Origin of the sequence: Niallia sp. FSL W8-0951 (assembly GCF_038006525.1) — a bacterium.
GTDB lineage: Bacteria > Bacillota > Bacilli > Bacillales > Cytobacillaceae > Niallia > Niallia circulans.
Genome location: NZ_JBBOVK010000001.1, coordinates 487,066 through 502,483 on the forward strand (window position 1 = coordinate 487,066; position 15,418 = coordinate 502,483).

Annotated in this window: 13 protein-coding genes; 12 read left to right on the top strand and 1 reads right to left on the bottom strand. The window is 35.1% G+C overall.

Annotation, left to right across the window (positions count from 1 at the left end; translation table 11 throughout):
- Positions 1-4 precede the first annotated feature (4 nt).
- From NSS71_RS02145 to NSS71_RS02180, 8 genes are all read left to right on the top strand, one after another.
- Positions 5-163 carry a hypothetical protein gene (locus NSS71_RS02145; RefSeq protein ID WP_156485441.1) on the top strand — a complete coding sequence of 53 codons (159 nt, stop codon included), beginning with the start codon at positions 5-7 and terminating at the stop codon, positions 161-163.
- Between the two features lie 300 nt (positions 164-463).
- Entirely contained in the window at positions 464-1,147 is a 684-nt protein-coding gene (locus tag NSS71_RS02150; RefSeq protein WP_047941584.1) for an ABC transporter ATP-binding protein, read from the top strand.
- Complete coding sequence (locus NSS71_RS02155) at positions 1,144-3,735, top strand: ABC transporter permease (protein WP_061799580.1); 2,592 nt, start codon at positions 1,144-1,146, stop codon at positions 3,733-3,735. Before NSS71_RS02150 ends, NSS71_RS02155 begins: the two co-directional genes overlap by 4 nt.
- Positions 3,736-4,059: 324 nt before the next feature.
- Positions 4,060-4,236: a hypothetical protein gene (locus NSS71_RS02160; protein ID WP_176473240.1), complete on the top strand. Its 177-nt coding sequence runs from the start codon at positions 4,060-4,062 to the stop codon at positions 4,234-4,236.
- A 316-nt stretch (positions 4,237-4,552) separates the two neighbouring features.
- Entirely contained in the window at positions 4,553-6,046 is a 1,494-nt protein-coding gene (locus NSS71_RS02165; protein ID WP_061799577.1) for an aldehyde dehydrogenase family protein, read from the top strand.
- Between the two features lie 162 nt (positions 6,047-6,208).
- Positions 6,209-6,727 carry a sigma-70 family RNA polymerase sigma factor gene (locus tag NSS71_RS02170; protein ID WP_047941587.1) on the top strand — a complete coding sequence of 173 codons (519 nt, stop codon included), beginning with the start codon at positions 6,209-6,211 and terminating at the stop codon, positions 6,725-6,727.
- The gene (locus NSS71_RS02175; RefSeq protein ID WP_061799572.1) at positions 6,720-8,033 is read left to right on the top strand and encodes a DUF4179 domain-containing protein; all 1,314 of its coding nucleotides are present in this window, start codon (positions 6,720-6,722) and stop codon (positions 8,031-8,033) included. The genes NSS71_RS02170 and NSS71_RS02175 overlap by 8 nt, the downstream gene beginning before the upstream one ends.
- Positions 8,034-8,121: 88 nt before the next feature.
- Positions 8,122-8,394: a hypothetical protein gene (locus NSS71_RS02180; protein WP_061799570.1), complete on the top strand. Its 273-nt coding sequence runs from the start codon at positions 8,122-8,124 to the stop codon at positions 8,392-8,394.
- Positions 8,395-8,454: 60 nt separating this feature from the next.
- On the opposite strand, the gene NSS71_RS02185 is transcribed toward NSS71_RS02180, so the two are convergent.
- A protein-coding gene (locus NSS71_RS02185) for an IS3 family transposase (RefSeq protein WP_144547513.1) occupies positions 8,455-9,803 on the bottom strand; the annotation gives its coding sequence in 2 pieces (ribosomal slippage) (positions 8,455-9,347 and positions 9,347-9,803; 1,350 coding nt in all).
- 364 nt (positions 9,804-10,167) lie between these two features.
- Between NSS71_RS02185 and NSS71_RS02190 the strand changes: the two genes are divergently transcribed.
- From NSS71_RS02190 to NSS71_RS02205, 4 genes are all read left to right on the top strand, one after another.
- The gene (locus NSS71_RS02190; protein ID WP_095321824.1) at positions 10,168-11,175 is read left to right on the top strand and encodes a LacI family DNA-binding transcriptional regulator; all 1,008 of its coding nucleotides are present in this window, start codon (positions 10,168-10,170) and stop codon (positions 11,173-11,175) included.
- A gap of 65 nt (positions 11,176-11,240) precedes the next feature.
- Positions 11,241-12,869 carry a glycoside hydrolase family 13 protein gene (locus NSS71_RS02195; protein WP_095257714.1) on the top strand — a complete coding sequence of 543 codons (1,629 nt, stop codon included), beginning with the start codon at positions 11,241-11,243 and terminating at the stop codon, positions 12,867-12,869.
- A gap of 283 nt (positions 12,870-13,152) precedes the next feature.
- Complete coding sequence (locus tag NSS71_RS02200) at positions 13,153-14,205, top strand: aldose epimerase family protein (RefSeq protein ID WP_047941594.1); 1,053 nt, start codon at positions 13,153-13,155, stop codon at positions 14,203-14,205.
- A 255-nt stretch (positions 14,206-14,460) separates the two neighbouring features.
- Positions 14,461-15,405: a carbohydrate ABC transporter permease gene (locus NSS71_RS02205; RefSeq protein WP_047941595.1), complete on the top strand. Its 945-nt coding sequence runs from the start codon at positions 14,461-14,463 to the stop codon at positions 15,403-15,405.
- Positions 15,406-15,418 lie beyond the last annotated feature (13 nt).

Sequence of the window (15,418 nt, forward strand, 5' to 3'; positions counted from 1 at the left end):
ATGGATGATAGCGGAAATTAGAATAGATGAAAAAGAGAATTCGTTTTACTGTGGGCAGGCGTTCATTGAAGGAATGAACGCCATAATTTGTTCGGATGGAAGGGAAAGCGACGTTCATAAAGAGGATGAAAACCAAAATTGGTTCGGCATGAAGGAAAAGTAGTGTTCATAGAGGGAATGAAAGCCAAAATTGGTTCGACCGGAAGGAAAAGTGGTGTTCATAGAGGGAATGAAAGCCAAAATTGGTTCGACCGGAAGGAAAAATGGTGTTCATATAGAGGATGAAATCCATATCTGTTCGGCAGCAAGAAAAAGTAGTGTTCAACCAAAGAAACCCCAATATCAATAAATTAACACAAAAGAGCTATAACCAGTTAAAGTGACTAAATTGTCACTTTAAAGTCACTCAATAGTCACTTTAGACAGGTAGACTAAGAGCATCAAGTAATTGGAGGGCGAATAAATGGAAATTTTAAAAATAGAAAATCTGTCTAAAGTATATGGAAAAGGGGAAACAGCTGTTAAAGCATTGGATAACGTATCCTTTTCTGTTAATAAGGGGGAGTTTGTAGCAATAATTGGACCATCTGGGTCAGGGAAATCGACTTTGCTTCATATGCTAGGTGGGGTAGATAGACCAACAAGTGGAAAAGTTTTTGTAGATAATACAGATATATATCAATTAAATGAAACACAATTAGCTATTTTTAGAAGAAGACAAATTGGTCTTATCTATCAATTTTATAACTTAATCCCCATTTTGTCGGTAGAAGAAAATATTACGCTGCCTCTTCTATTAGATAATCACAAGGTAGATAAAGAACAATTTAATCGCATTGTTTCGATATTAGGTCTGCAGCAAAGATTAGATCACCTGCCTAATCAATTATCAGGGGGACAGCAGCAGCGCGTATCCATTGGACGAGCACTTATCAGTAATCCCGCAATTATGCTGGCAGATGAGCCTACAGGGAATTTAGACAGTAAAAATAGTGAAGAGATTATGGAACTATTAAAAATGTTTAATAAAACCTATAATCAAACACTTATTGTCATTACCCATGATGAACGGATTGCATTACAAGCGGATCGTGTCATTTCTGTTGAGGATGGAAAAATCGCCAAAAATGAGGTGATTCGTCCATGAATATAATGAATAAACTTACTTTGAGAAATTTAAAGGAGAATAAGCGAAGAACACTAGTGACGATTATTGGCGTTATTATTTCTGTCAGTATGTTGACAGCTGTTGCCACTCTTGGTGTTTCTTTTATTGATCTATTAAAAAGAGATACGATAGCAAGGGGCGGAGAATGGCATGCGCAGTTTATAGGTGTGAATAGCGAGCAAGCTAAAGAGATAAAAAAAGATAGCAAAATTGAAAAAGTTATCTTATCAAATGATTTGGGTTATGCGGAATGGAAGGATTCGAAAAACGAAAATAAACCGTACTTATTTTTTAAACAATATGATGAGCAAGGATTTGAGCAATTTCCAATTCGTTTAAAAGAAGGAACGTATCCAAAATCCGCGGATGAAATTATCATATCTGATGAAATGAGGAAGAAAGGGAATAGTTCTTATGCCATCGGTGAGGAAATAAAAGTTAGTATTGGGGAAAGACATTTAAAATCAGATGGAGAAGATACGATATTAACACAAACAGATCCTTTGCAAAGGAATGAAGAAGGAGAAAAAACGGAGGAAATCCAGCAAGCAAAAGCAGCTACATTCAAAATTGTGGGGATTATGGAAACCCCATCATGGGAATCTTCATGGGCACCAGGCTATACAGTAATTAGCTATTTGGACCAAAAGGAGTTAACGACTAACAGCAGCGTCAATGCAAGTGTAGTCTTGAAAAAGGTAAAGCAATCTTTATATGAGGACTTGGAATCCTTAGCAAAGAAATTATCTATTGCCAAAGTGAATTTTAATGATGAGCTCCTGCGTTATGAGGGAGTATCTTCACATGATAATGTGCTTGTTACGATGTATTCTCTATTAGGAATTATCATACTTGTAATTGTAATTGGTTCTGTGGCATTGATTTATAATGCTTTTGCCATCAGTGTGTCAGAACGGGCAAGACATTTAGGCATGCTTTCTAGTGTCGGCGCAACTAAGAAACAAAAAAGAAATTCAGTGTTTTTTGAAGGCACAGTTATAGGAGGCATCAGCATCCCGATAGGAATCCTTGCGGGACTAGCAGGAATTGGCGCGACATTCTATTTTATAAACAAATATTTTAAAGTAGCTTTAAACACTACAGAAGGCCTGAATGTAGTAGTAACGCCTTATTCCATCTTATTTTCCATTCTGATTTCCATTGTAACAATTTTTATTTCTACCTATCTGCCAGCAAGAAAGGCATCAAAGATTTCAGCAATAGATGCAATAAGACAAACACAAGATATTAAATTAACTGGAAAAAAAGTAAAAACTTCTAAACTTGTGCGCAAGGTATTTGGCTTAGAAGCGGAAATTGGCTTGAAAAATTTAAAACGTAATAAACGAAGATATCAAACAACTGTTTTTTCGTTGGTTATAAGTATTTTGCTTTTCTTAACTGTAGCATATTTCACAGATAATATGAAAAAATCAGTTGGGCTATCACAGAAAAATATTGATTATGATATTGCAGTGTCTGCCGATTCTAATACTACAGAGGAAGAGATGCAGATTTTAGCCAATGCACCTAGTGTTACAAAAAGTAATGTAATTAAAAGCACCTATGTGAACACTTATCTTGCTGAAGATGTATTAAGTAAAAATAATAGGGAAAAAGTGAAGAAAGATAAAACTATTCTAGAGAATGGTAAACTATCATTTAATGTGAATTTCTTTGTGCTATCTGATGCAGCTTTGCAGAAATATGCTAAAACTGCAGGCTTTAATTCCCAAGAATATACGAATCCTAATGTTCCAAAAGGTATTGTAATAGAGAACGTTTCCTATTCTGATCCATATGAAAAGAAATTTGTGGAAGAAAAAGTGATAAATGCAAAACCTGGTGATTATATGGATCTCTATCGCTACAATTTTGACAAGGAAAAGGATGAAAAGTTTAATAAGATTCAAATTGGTACTTTTACCAATGAAACGATAATGGGGATTGATGCTAATAGTTATGGAACAATTACCATGATTATATCCGACGAGGTAGCAAAGGAATTATTTAAAAATGAAAATATGGATATGAATTACACGCTCTATTTAAACAGCGATAATCCAGAGAAAACCCAAGAGGAATTAGAAGATCTAAAAACAAGCTCGGTCTATATCTACAATGTCGAAAAAGATCGTAAGCAATCAGAGCAGATGATTATGATGATGTCTGTCTTTATGTATGGGTTTATTACGCTCATCTCATTAATTAGTATTGCCAATATCTTTAATACCATTTCTACAAGCATTTCTTTGCGAAAAAGGGAATTTGCCATGCTGCGTTCGGTTGGAATGACCCCAACTGGCTTTAATAAAATGATCTATTTTGAGAGCATTTTTTATGGAATAAAAGCATTGATGTATGGTCTTCCAATTAGTATTGGAGTAATAGCTATCATATACTGGTCGATAAGCAATACATTTGAATATGGTTTTGCGCTTCCGTGGATGAGTATTCTCTATGTAGTTATTGCGATATTTATCATTGTCGCTTCTGCTATGCTATATTCAGTCAGCAAAATTAAGAAAGAGAATATTATAGATGGTTTAAAGCAAGAGAATATTTAATAGAAATAAAATAAGAATGAGAAAAAACTCGTCCGTTTTGGCGGGTTTTTCTCATAGGAAAAAGCAAGCAGGTAAGTGAAAAAAATATAGAATCGGTAAGTATGGTAGAGGAGGGGAATATGAAGAGAGATATTTTACAACAAAATAAAAAAGCTGGAATCAAGCAGTCCATCATTTTAACGGGATTTATGACTACCTAGTTATGGCACGCTTAGCAAATAAAAGAAGAATGAATGCAACAAATAAAAAATCCTTACATATCGGCTGTGGCAGCGGACATTCTTTGCTTTATATGGCGGACAAAGGGGCTTACCCAAAGTAAGAATGAGTACTTTTATAAAAGAATTGATTAAAGCAGGATTTACAATTGAATCTGTTATAGAAAGCGAGTTTTCCAAAAGCTTGGAAACGGTCGAGGCTGAAATCTCTCATCGCTATTATTCCTTATACAAAGCAAGGAAATTTCCAACTACTATGATTATTAAAGCAAGAAGAACATGACATGTGGGAAGCCGCATGTCCTTTTTAGTATTTCAAGTCTTTAAAAAAGAAAGCAAAACTATTTCCGGCAATTGGGATTGTAACAAAAAGAAGTACAACGTTATTATTAGACATTCCTAATATTGGATTTTATAATTTAATTATCTGCTAGTTTGTTAAAGTTATCACATTGGAAGCAGTCTTTGATTAATTGCATTTGTAAACGCATTCTTATAGGAGTTTTGAAACCAGAATAAAAATAAGGTTGGAACTTTCCCTTTAATGTTCAGTGTAATCAATACCTTATTTTTAAATATATGAAAAAGGGGATTTGAAAATGGTAACTTCTTTAAATGCAGCAGCTGTATTGGACACAGAGTATGGTCTTTATATTAATGGACAGTGGCAAAAGGGTTCGGAAGGGAAGCTGATGGCAAGCTTCAATCCAAGTAACGGCGAAAAGCTAGCTGACTTTGTTGATGCAACCTATACAGATGTTGATCAAGCAGTGGATGCAGCAACAGAAGCTTTAAAATCCTGGAAAAAAGTAAGTTTATTAAATAGAAGTAACTTACTATTAAAAATTGCCGATTTAATCGATGAAAATGCGGAAAAATTAGCGTTAGTAGAAACATTGGATAATGGAAAACCGTTAAGAGAAACAAGAAATATAGATGTGCCATTAAGTTCGGACCATTTCCGCTATTTTGCAGGGGTCATTCGCTCTGAAGAAGGAGCTGCCCAAGCCTTTGATGAAGATACTCTATCTATTTCGATTAAAGAGCCGATCGGAGTTGTCGGACAAATTATCCCTTGGAATTTTCCCCTTTTAATGGCTGCGTGGAAAATCGCCCCAGCTATTGCTGCAGGCAATACGGTCGTTATTCATCCATCTTCTTCTACTTCTTTAAGTGTGCTGGAGCTGGCCAAAATATTAGATCAAGTTTTACCAAAAGGGGTGGTCAATGTAATTACTGGTCGCGGCTCTCATTCCGGGGACTATATGTTAAAGCATGAGGGATTTGCGAAGATTGCCTTTACAGGATCTACAGAAATTGGCCAAGAAGTTGCTGTGGCTGCAGCAAAAAGGCTTATTCCCTCTACACTTGAGCTGGGCGGAAAGTCAGCAAATATCATTTTCAACGATGCGCCAATGGAGCGAGCTTTAGAAGGGGTTCAATTAGGCATCCTCTTTAACCAAGGACAAGTATGCTGTGCTGGTTCCCGAATTTTTATCCAAGAAGGAATTTATGAGGAGTTTCTTGCGAAAATGAAGCTAGCTTTTGAGGATGTAAAAGTTGGCTTGCCTTGGGAAGAAGATGTCGTGATGGGTTCACAAATAAATGAACGCCAACTAGAGCAAATTTTAGAATATGTAAAAATTGGAGAAGATGAGGGTGCTAGAGTTGTAACAGGTGGGTGCAGGCTCATAAATAACGGATTAGAAAATGGTGCATTTATGGCTCCGACGATTTTAGCTGATGCTACCAATGATATGCGTATTGCCCAAGAAGAGATTTTTGGCCCAGTTGCAGCAGTCATTAAATTTAAGACCGAAGAAGAGGTTATTGAGCTGGCTAACCAATCAGAGTTTGGCCTTGGAGGAGCGGTGTTCTCAAGAGATATTAATACAGCATTGCGTGTAGCAAGAAGTGTGGAAACAGGCCGGATGTGGGTGAATACGTATAATCAACTACCAGCGGGAGCGCCATTTGGCGGTTACAAGAAATCAGGAATCGGCAGGGAAACATATAAGAGCATCTTAGAAGGCTATACACAGACGAAAAATATATATATTGTAACGAAAGAAGAAACAGAGGGATTATATTAAAGGGAGAGGAAGCTGTTAAGACATTGTCTTAGCGGCTTTTTTCTATGCTTGGAATTTCATGTATAATTTGCTCTTAGATAAAAAGAAATTTAATTTAGTTCTTTCGTGAACTTTTTCCAAAGTAGAAAGTCTAATGTATAGGAACAAAGAGGAGGTGATTAATTGGAAGAGTTAGAGATTAACAGAAAAGCTATTAAAGGAGATGATGATGCCTTTTTGGAAGTCATGCAATTACATAAAGAATCACTGTTAAGGGCTGCTTTAGCATTTCTCAAAGACGAAGACGCGGCAATAGAAGCCTTGCAGGAAGTAACCTATCGGGCATATAAAAAGATACATACCATTAAGGAACCAGCCTATTTAAAAACATGGCTGACAAGGATTATGATTAATTACTGTCAAGATCAAGTAAAGAGGAAGAATCGGATTATTTCTGATAAACAACTATATGACGTATCTGTCCACCAAAACCAATCGTTAATCGAATTAAAGGAAGCCCTTGGAATGTTATCATGTGAAGACCAGCAATTAATCTATTTAAAATACTTTCAAAATACGAAAATCAAAGAAATCGCCGCAATGGAAAATATTCCAGAAGGAACGGTAAAGTCTCGATTACATAAAGTACTGAAAACGCTTCGGCTATATTTTAAAGAGAAAGGAGCGAGTGATCATGTATGAAGAAGAGGAACAAAGATTGTCTAGGTTAAAGGCTGATTTAGAAAAAGCAGCATTACCGCTCGAAAAAGCAGAAGAAGCCATATTAAGCGGAATTTTGAAAGCTAAACAGGAAAAAAATCGGGCGAAGAAAAAACAAAAAAGATTAATCGGGCTTGCAATTGCTGCAATAATCATCATTTCCTTTGTAACATCTATTCGGATTTCTCCAACCTTCGCAAATGCTCTCTCGTCCATCCCTGGAATGGAATGGTTGATTGGTTATATTGAACAAGATAAAGGGTATTCTGCCATTATCGAAAATGATTATTATCAAAAGGTAGATGTTTCTGAGACAAAAGGTGATTTAACGTTAACGATTAACGGAGTGATTATGGATGAATCAGGAATAAATATTTTTTATACATTACAGTCTACTAAGTCTCTAACTGGTGGAAAGATAAAGGATGTTAATCTTTTTAATAAAGAAGAATTTCCTGAGCATGTACAAAGCAATAATGTCTTTTTTGCTGATGATATCGAAAATGAATTTCAAGATAAGGTGGAATACCAATTTGTTAAACCTTTTTCCTTTAAGGAATTAAAGTTTAACTTTGAATTCATTACAGTAATAGACAACAAAGAAATAAAATTTCTGATTCCTTTTGAGCTAAAGGAAAATGTAAAGAAGAAGGTTACTTATCCAATAAACCAAGTGGTGGTAGTAGAGAATCAAAAAATGACAATTGAAGAAATGATTGTCTATCCTTTAAGAATTGGTGTCAAAGTAGCATTCGATCCAGCAAATACAAAGGAAATTTTGGGATTTGAAGATATGCGCTTGGAAAATGAGAACGGTGAAGTGTGGTCGTCAATTGCAAATGGAGTTGTAAATACAACTTTGAGTAGGTATGAAAAAATGTATTATCTCCAATCAAATTATTTTGAAAAACCAAAGGACCTTTATTTGCGGATCAATAAACTAATGGCGATTGATAAAGAAGAAGCGATGGTTATTGTGAATACAGAAACAAATACATTGATAAACAATCCGAAAGATGAAAGGCTAAAATTAGGGAAAACATCTAAAACACAAGTGGAATTTTCTATGGATTCGAATAGTGAGGAAGATCCAAAAGATCTCTTTAGTACTGCAATTACTGCAGATGGAAAAGAATTATCCATTTCTAAGATAGAAAGTAGAAGCTCGCACAAAGAAATAAGTTGGATTTTATCTTTTGATAACACAATGTATAAAAATCCTTTAAAGCTCGAATTGGCTGCTTATCCAAACTATATTAAAGGAGATATAAAAGTAAAATTAAAATAAAAGGATAGGCTTTATTTAGTAAGGTAAAAAGGAATTCAAAAAAAATGAAAACCAATTTTTATCATAAATTGGGCATGGAGGTAGAAAAATGAAAAATAGTTTATCCATAATTTTTGGGTTAGCGATAATAATAGGTTTCACCATATTAGGTTTGTTCATATTGTCTGCATTCGGTAAAGAGTCAATAAAAGTAGAAAATGTTAATGAGGATTATAGATATGAATTAGTTCCTGCAAATGAGAATAATATTATCATTTTCGATAAGAAGACTGGTGAATATTGGAGCAAATTTATCCCAAGCAATGAAGGTCCTACTAATTGGGAGAAAGGCGATTTTCCAACAAATAATAGCAGTAAATAATAGACTAAGTGCATTGACCACCTTTCCTTTGATCTGAACCCAAAAAGTTAGACACGGGATTTAGGCAGCTACTAGGGCATGAGTTCGATATTGCACCGGACTCATGCCTTTTAATTTTGTCTTAATCCGTTTGTGGTTATAGTAGTGAATGTAATTCTCTAATTCTTCTTTAAAATGCTGCATACTCTCAAATTCTTTTAAATAGAGTAATTCAGACTTTAATAAGCCAAAGAAATTCTCCATGACTGCGTTATCTAAACAATTCCCCTTACGTGACATACTTTGAGTAATCTCATGTTTCTTTAAAGCATGTTGGTACTTCTTCATTTGATAATGCCAACCTTGATCCGAATGGAGGATAGGGGTGTCACCCTCTTTCAAATGCTCAAAAGCTTTGTCCAGCATTTTCGAAACAAGTAGATAAACAGGACGCTTTTCTATGTTATAAGCGATGATTTCTCCGTTGAATAAATCTAGAACGGGGGACAAATATAGCTTCTCCCCGTGTAGATGGAATTCTGTTACATCCGTTACCCACTTTTCGTTTGGTTTCGATGCTTTAAAATCACGTTCCAAAATATTTGGGGCTATTTTCCCTACTTGCCCACGGTAGGAACGATATTTTTTCATACGCACAAGACACTTTAATCCCATCTCATTCATAAGACGGCGGACTGTTTTATGATTTATTTTGATGCCTCGGTTATGTAATTCTAATGTGATCCGACGATATCCATATCGTCCCTGATGTTCATCAAAAATCTCCTGAATTAACTCTTTAACTTCCTTATATTTATCTGGGCGATCCATTTGTTTTACCCAATAGTAATACGTACTACGCGCAATACCAGCGACCTTTACTAGATCAATCACTTTAAATTCTTGCCTTAATTCATAAATTATTTGCGCTTTGTCCTGTTCTGTAGTTTTTCCTTTTCTTGAATTAAGGCATGTAACTTTTTTAAGTAAGCATTCTCCATCCGTAAACGTTCATTTTCAGCTTGTAATGCTTCTTCAGACCCTTCTACTGGTTGAGGTTTATTCGTTTCCTTTTTCATTGGTGGGCGCCCCTTTTGTGTTGGTTTCAGGGCGTCAATTCCATGTAATTCAAAACCTTTTTGCCATTTTAGAATGGTACTATGTGTTGCAATGTTAAATATTGCAGCAGTTTCCCTTATAGACGTCCCTGTCTCTCTCATATAATTCAGTACGTCTAGTTTAAACTGTGTTGTATAAGATGTATAGGGTTTTATTAAAGCATCGGCACCATGATATTCATATTGTTTTATCCAATTTAATAAGACTGTATGATGTACCCCTATGGATTTCGCAATAAATTTTACCCCCTCCGTTCCCTGTAGATAACGAATAACTGCTTCTATTTTTTCCTCTATATTAAATTTAGACATATAAAAACTGCACCTCCAACTGTTAGTTTGTGTCTAACAATTGGGGTGCAGTTCACTTTTGAGGTGGTTTTTTATTGTGCTTTTCCGTATCCTTATTGTTTTGTCGTTGATTTTATATAGTTTCGTTCAGTGTATTTCACTGTTCTTTCACGAAGATATATCTGAGAATAAAATATTAATCAAGTTTTTATATAGATAGCGTTGTCTTGCATAAATTTACCGATCTGTTTAACTGACTACATAATAGAAAAAGAATAATCCCTGCTATCAAACTAACTATTTCTTAATCATTCGGGTGTTGTAAGCAGTATATTTTTATGTTATAGTGGAAGCAACGTAAACGTTTACGTAAAGGATGAAAAAAATGACGATAACGATAAAAGATATAGCAAATGCTGCAAAGGTGTCTACAGCAACTGTTTCGCGAGTTTTAAATGGAGCAGGTGGTTATAACGAAGAGACAAAGAAGAAAATCCTCCAAATCGCAGAAGAACTAGGTTACCGAAGAAATGAAATGGCGAGAAGCTTAGTAAAAAAATCTAGTAATTTAATTGGTATTATAATGCCGAGTGTATCAACCATTTTTTATGCAGATATTGTTAATGGAATAGAGAAGGTGGCACAAAAACAAGGTTTTAGTGTTATTTTATCTCATGCAGGAGTTAAAGGTAATCGTTTAATTCATTGCTTGAAGATGCTGGAAGAAAGAAAAGTGGATGGGCTTGTTATTGTATCCATTCCATTAATGGAAGACCAAATTCAAGCTATTGAATCATTGAGTATTCCATATGTGTTATTGTCAACAGATACACCGAATAAACAAATACCATTTATAAAAGTAGATGATTATGAAGCTGCTTATGCTGCTACAAAGTATCTAATAAATCATGGTCATCGAAAAATCGGCTTGGCAGGTGTTGATTACTCCGATCGAGTAGCTGGGACTCCAAGAATCGAAGGATATAAAAAAGCATTAAAAGATCATGGATTAAGCTTTTCTGCTAACGACATAAAAGCAGGAGACTATAGTTTTACGGCAGGAAAAGAAGCCCTTTATGCTTTTCGTACTGAAAAGAATGGAATAACAGCAGTATTTTGTGTAAGTGATGAGGTAGCACTTGGCATCATTGCAGCGGCTTATGAATTAGGGATAAAAATACCAGAGGACCTTTCCGTCATAGGTTACGATAATACGAGAGTTGCGGAAATGGCTGTACCACCCTTAACGGCCATTGAGCAGCCATTCCGATTAATGGGAGAGAAGGGCTGTTTCAAAATAATTGAGGCAATTCAGCAAAAGGCAGCAGTAAAAACAGAAATGCTTCCATTTAATATAGTAGAAAGAGCATCAGTAAAACATTGGAAGCATTAAATTTTTTTAAGTTAAACGTAAACGTTTACGCTTAGACGAATAATGAATAGAAAGTGGGTAACGAAATGGAAAAGAAATGGTGGCAAACATCGGTTGTATATCAAATTTATCCAAGAAGCTTTCAAGATAGTAATGGGGATGGAATTGGCGATATAAGAGGAATCATTAATCGTTTGGATTATTTGCAAAAGCTAGGCATTGATGTAATTTGGCTAAGCCCTGTATATAAATCACCAAATGATGATAATGGCTATGACATTAGTGATTATCAAGATATTATGGATGAGTTTGGCACAATGGCAGACATGGATGAATTAATTGCTGCGGCGAATGAAAAAGGAATTAAAATTGTCATGGATTTAGTAGTCAATCATACGTCCGATGAACATAAGTGGTTTATAGAAGCAAAAAAAGGAAAAGACAATCCATACCGCGATTATTATATTTGGCGTGACCCAGTAAATGGCGAAGCTCCCAATGATTTAAAATCCACTTTTAGTGGTTCTGCTTGGGAATATGATGAAGAAAGCGGCCAATATTTCTTACATTTATTTAGTAAAAGACAACCAGATTTAAACTGGGAAAATAAAAAAGTCCGAGAAGAAGTTTGGAAAATGATGAACTATTGGTTAGACAAAGGAATCGGCGGCTTCCGAATGGATGTGATTGATTTAGTAGGAAAACAACCTGATCTCGGTATTACTGGAAATGGTCCAAAGCTTCATGATTATATCCGAGAAATGAATGAAAAATCGTTTGGCAATTATGATGTTTTAACAGTAGGAGAAACATGGGGAGCAACACCGGAGATTGCTAAATTATATTCCAATCCAGCTAGAAAAGAGCTTTCGATGGTCTTTCAGTTTGAGCATATTGGTTTAGATAAGCAAGAAGGCAAACAAAAATGGGATCTCAAGCCATTAGAAATCAATCAATTAAAAACCATTCTTGCTAAATGGCAGACTTCGCTTGGAAATGAGGGCTGGAACAGCTTATTCTGGAATAATCATGATTTACCAAGGATTGTTTCGCGTTGGGGGAATGATAAAGAATATCGGGTAGAAAGTGCAAAAATGTTTGCCATTCTCTTGCATTTAATGAAAGGAACACCTTACATCTATCAAGGTGAAGAAATCGGTATGACCAATTGCCCGATCACAGATATTAGTCAAGTAAATGATATTGAAAGCATTAATATGTATCATGAGCGATTAGCAAAAGGATATACGAAAGAGGAGATTCTTCATTCTATTAATGTAAAAGGCAGAGACAATGCAAGAACGCCTCTTCAATGGGATGATACGGAAAATGGCGGTTTTACCACAGGGACACCTTGGCTTCATGTAAATCCCAACTATACGGAGATAAATGTGAAAAATAATTTAGAAGATCCTAATTCTGTCTTTTATTGCTATCAATCTTTGATTCAATTAAGAAAGGATAACCCAATCATTGTATGGGGAGATTTCGAATTAATCGAAGATACAGAAGAAGAAATTTTTGCCTATACTCGCAAGTTTGAAGGAGAGACATGGATTGTAATTGCTAACTTTAGTGCGCAAGAAAGAAGTCTAAATATGCCTGTGTTTGGCGAGAGTGAGGATATCATCATTAGCAACTATCACCGACAGCATGCTGACTTTTCGAAATTACAGTTAAAGCCATATGAAACATTCGCCGTAAGAGTCCATTAATAATAGTAGAAAGCTGTTAACAACCAGAGGTGTTGGCAGCTTTTTTTTGTGAAATTCTGTCTTCCTAGTAAAAAAAGATATTATCAAGTTTGATAAAATAAAGTAAAATAGATAAATAGAATAGTTAATATGTTAAACAAACTACATTAGATACTACTAATGTCATGAAATTTTTTTTTGAAAAGTGAAATGAAGGCGATTTCAGACTTAGATTTTAGGGTAAAGATATTCATTTGAGTAATAGGAAAGATGTAGAGAATATACTTAAAGAGGAGAGGTTCATATGAATTACAGCAAAAGATCAATGGGAGAAGTAAATGGAGCAGATGTAACGGAATTTACTTTTACAAATAATAACGGAATGAGTTTTTCTAGTATGAATTATGGCTGCATTATTACGAAGATAATCGTACCTGATAAAGAAGGAAACAAGGAAAATGTAGTGCTTGGTTTTGAAACATTAGAAGAGTATCGAGAAAATAAAGGGCCATATTTAGGTGCCATTGTAGGAAGAGTTGCTGGAAGAATTAAAGAAGGAAAATTTGAACTTAATGGAAAAGAGTACCGCTTGAATACCAATACCCCTCCTAATCATTTGCATGGCGGAAATATAGGATGGAGTGAAGTAGTCTTTGCATCTTCAATAGTAGAAAAGGATGATGCAATAGGCATCCGTTATACATATCATAGTCCAGACGGAGAAGAAGGATATCCAGGTAATTTTGACTTAACTGTAGATTATCTATTAACAAATGATAATGAAATAATCTTATCTTATAGCGGGAAAACGGATAAAGAAACACCTGTTACCGTAACTAATCATTCTTATTTTAATTTAAGCGGTAATAACAAAAGAGATATTTTAGAGCACGAGCTGATTGCAGATGTCGATCGCTTTCTAGAGCTTAGGGAAGATTTTATTCCGACCGGAAAAATGATTCCAACAAATAACACTCCATTTGATTTTGCAGAAGGCAAGGCATTGAAAGAAGGAAAGGACAATGATTTTGAACAAAATAGAATAGTAGGAAATGGATACGATCATCCACTTGTGTTTGCAGAAAACGGCTCTCATTCTGCTATTTTGCGAGATCGAGAAAGTGGACGGGAAATGTCGTTAATTACAAATCAGCCTGCAGTCGTTCTTTATACAGGGAATATGTTAGAGGATCAATATCGTTTCAATGGGGTAATAGCTAAAAAGTATTTAGGGGTATGCTTGGAGACGCAGGGGCTTCCCGATGCAGTCAATCATCCTCAATTTCCATCCGTTGTTTTAAAGCCAGGAGAAACATATCATGCTGAAACAAAACTGAAATTCCGAGTAACGGAGTAGAAAAAGACGAAAAGAGGAAAAAATCAACTGGAATGGTTTTTCCTCTTTTTTTGCTGCAAAGGAGACGACCATTATAAATTTGTCACAAACCAACCTTTTCTTTATACCTTCATTCATCCTCATGATAACACCCTCCATTGTTACAAACCAAATGAAAGAAGTAAATATTGTCTCTGTATAGAGCAAAATAACGTTAATGTAAGTGCTATCATTTTTACTATAATGAAAGAAAATAAGATGATAGAGGTGAGTACCATGAGTGCTAGCACAGAGGTTAAGACTTCAGATATAGTAAAGCCAGCTAAGAAAAAACGGCAAAGTAAAAATGTGAAAAATGAAAACTGGGCGGGGATTGCGTTTGTTTCACCAATGTTAATTGGTGTTTCCATCCTTGTCTTACTGCCAATTGTTGCAACCTTCATTTTAAGTCTTGCGGATTGGAGTTTTATTACTAATATTTCGCAATTGAAATGGGTAGGATTACAAAATTTTGTTGATTTATTTCAAGATAAGATATTTATACGCTCTTTAATGAACAATGCTATTTTTATGTTAACGGTACCAATTTGTATGATTATTTCTTTGTTTCTAGCTATTGCAATCGATCGAAATGTTTATTTTAAGAGTTATTTTAAAGTAGCATTCTTTATGCCGTATATCTCAAGTGTGGTGGCAATTGCAGTAGTATGGCAAGTATTGTTTCACCCATCTTTAGGCCCGATTAATCAAGTGCTTATGTCACTCGGCATTGATAATCCTCCCAAATGGATTGCAGATCCAAGCTTTGCATTAGTTTCCATTATGTTTATACAAATTTGGATTTCGATTGGTTTTAATATGATCATTTATTTAGCTGCACTGCAGTCCATTCCACGAGACCTATATGAAGCCGCTGATATTGATGGAGCAAGCGCATGGGTGAAATTTAAGAACATTACGCTACCAATGGTTTCACCGACTACTTTTTTCTTGTTGATTACTGGTATTATTTCAACCTTTAAAGTATTTGATTTAATATCTGTTTTAACAAAAGGAGGACCAATGCACGCTACAAGCATGATTGTATGGAACCTATACGACACTGCTTTTGTTAATTTAGATATAGGTCACGCTTCTGCAATGGCCGTTATTTTATTCTTTATTGTTTTTGCTATTACACTCATTCAATGGTTAGGACAGAAAAAATGGGTGAATTATTAAGGAGGGTTTGCGG

What these genes read in the sequence shown, in the direction of transcription:
- NSS71_RS02155 (WP_061799580.1), top strand. Translation starts at nt 1,144, where the DNA reads ATGAATATAATGAATAAACTTACTTTGAGAAATTTAAAGGAGAATAAG.
- NSS71_RS02145 (WP_156485441.1), top strand. Translation starts at nt 5, where the DNA reads ATGATAGCGGAAATTAGAATAGATGAAAAAGAGAATTCGTTTTACTGT.
- NSS71_RS02160 (WP_176473240.1), top strand. Translation starts at nt 4,060, where the DNA reads ATGAGTACTTTTATAAAAGAATTGATTAAAGCAGGATTTACAATTGAA.
- NSS71_RS02190 (WP_095321824.1), top strand. Translation starts at nt 10,168, where the DNA reads ATGACGATAACGATAAAAGATATAGCAAATGCTGCAAAGGTGTCTACA.
- NSS71_RS02180 (WP_061799570.1), top strand. Translation starts at nt 8,122, where the DNA reads ATGAAAAATAGTTTATCCATAATTTTTGGGTTAGCGATAATAATAGGT.
- NSS71_RS02175 (WP_061799572.1), top strand. Translation starts at nt 6,720, where the DNA reads ATGTATGAAGAAGAGGAACAAAGATTGTCTAGGTTAAAGGCTGATTTA.
- NSS71_RS02165 (WP_061799577.1), top strand. Translation starts at nt 4,553, where the DNA reads ATGGTAACTTCTTTAAATGCAGCAGCTGTATTGGACACAGAGTATGGT.
- NSS71_RS02150 (WP_047941584.1), top strand. Translation starts at nt 464, where the DNA reads ATGGAAATTTTAAAAATAGAAAATCTGTCTAAAGTATATGGAAAAGGG.
- NSS71_RS02195 (WP_095257714.1), top strand. Translation starts at nt 11,241, where the DNA reads ATGGAAAAGAAATGGTGGCAAACATCGGTTGTATATCAAATTTATCCA.
- NSS71_RS02200 (WP_047941594.1), top strand. Translation starts at nt 13,153, where the DNA reads ATGAATTACAGCAAAAGATCAATGGGAGAAGTAAATGGAGCAGATGTA.
- NSS71_RS02205 (WP_047941595.1), top strand. Translation starts at nt 14,461, where the DNA reads ATGAGTGCTAGCACAGAGGTTAAGACTTCAGATATAGTAAAGCCAGCT.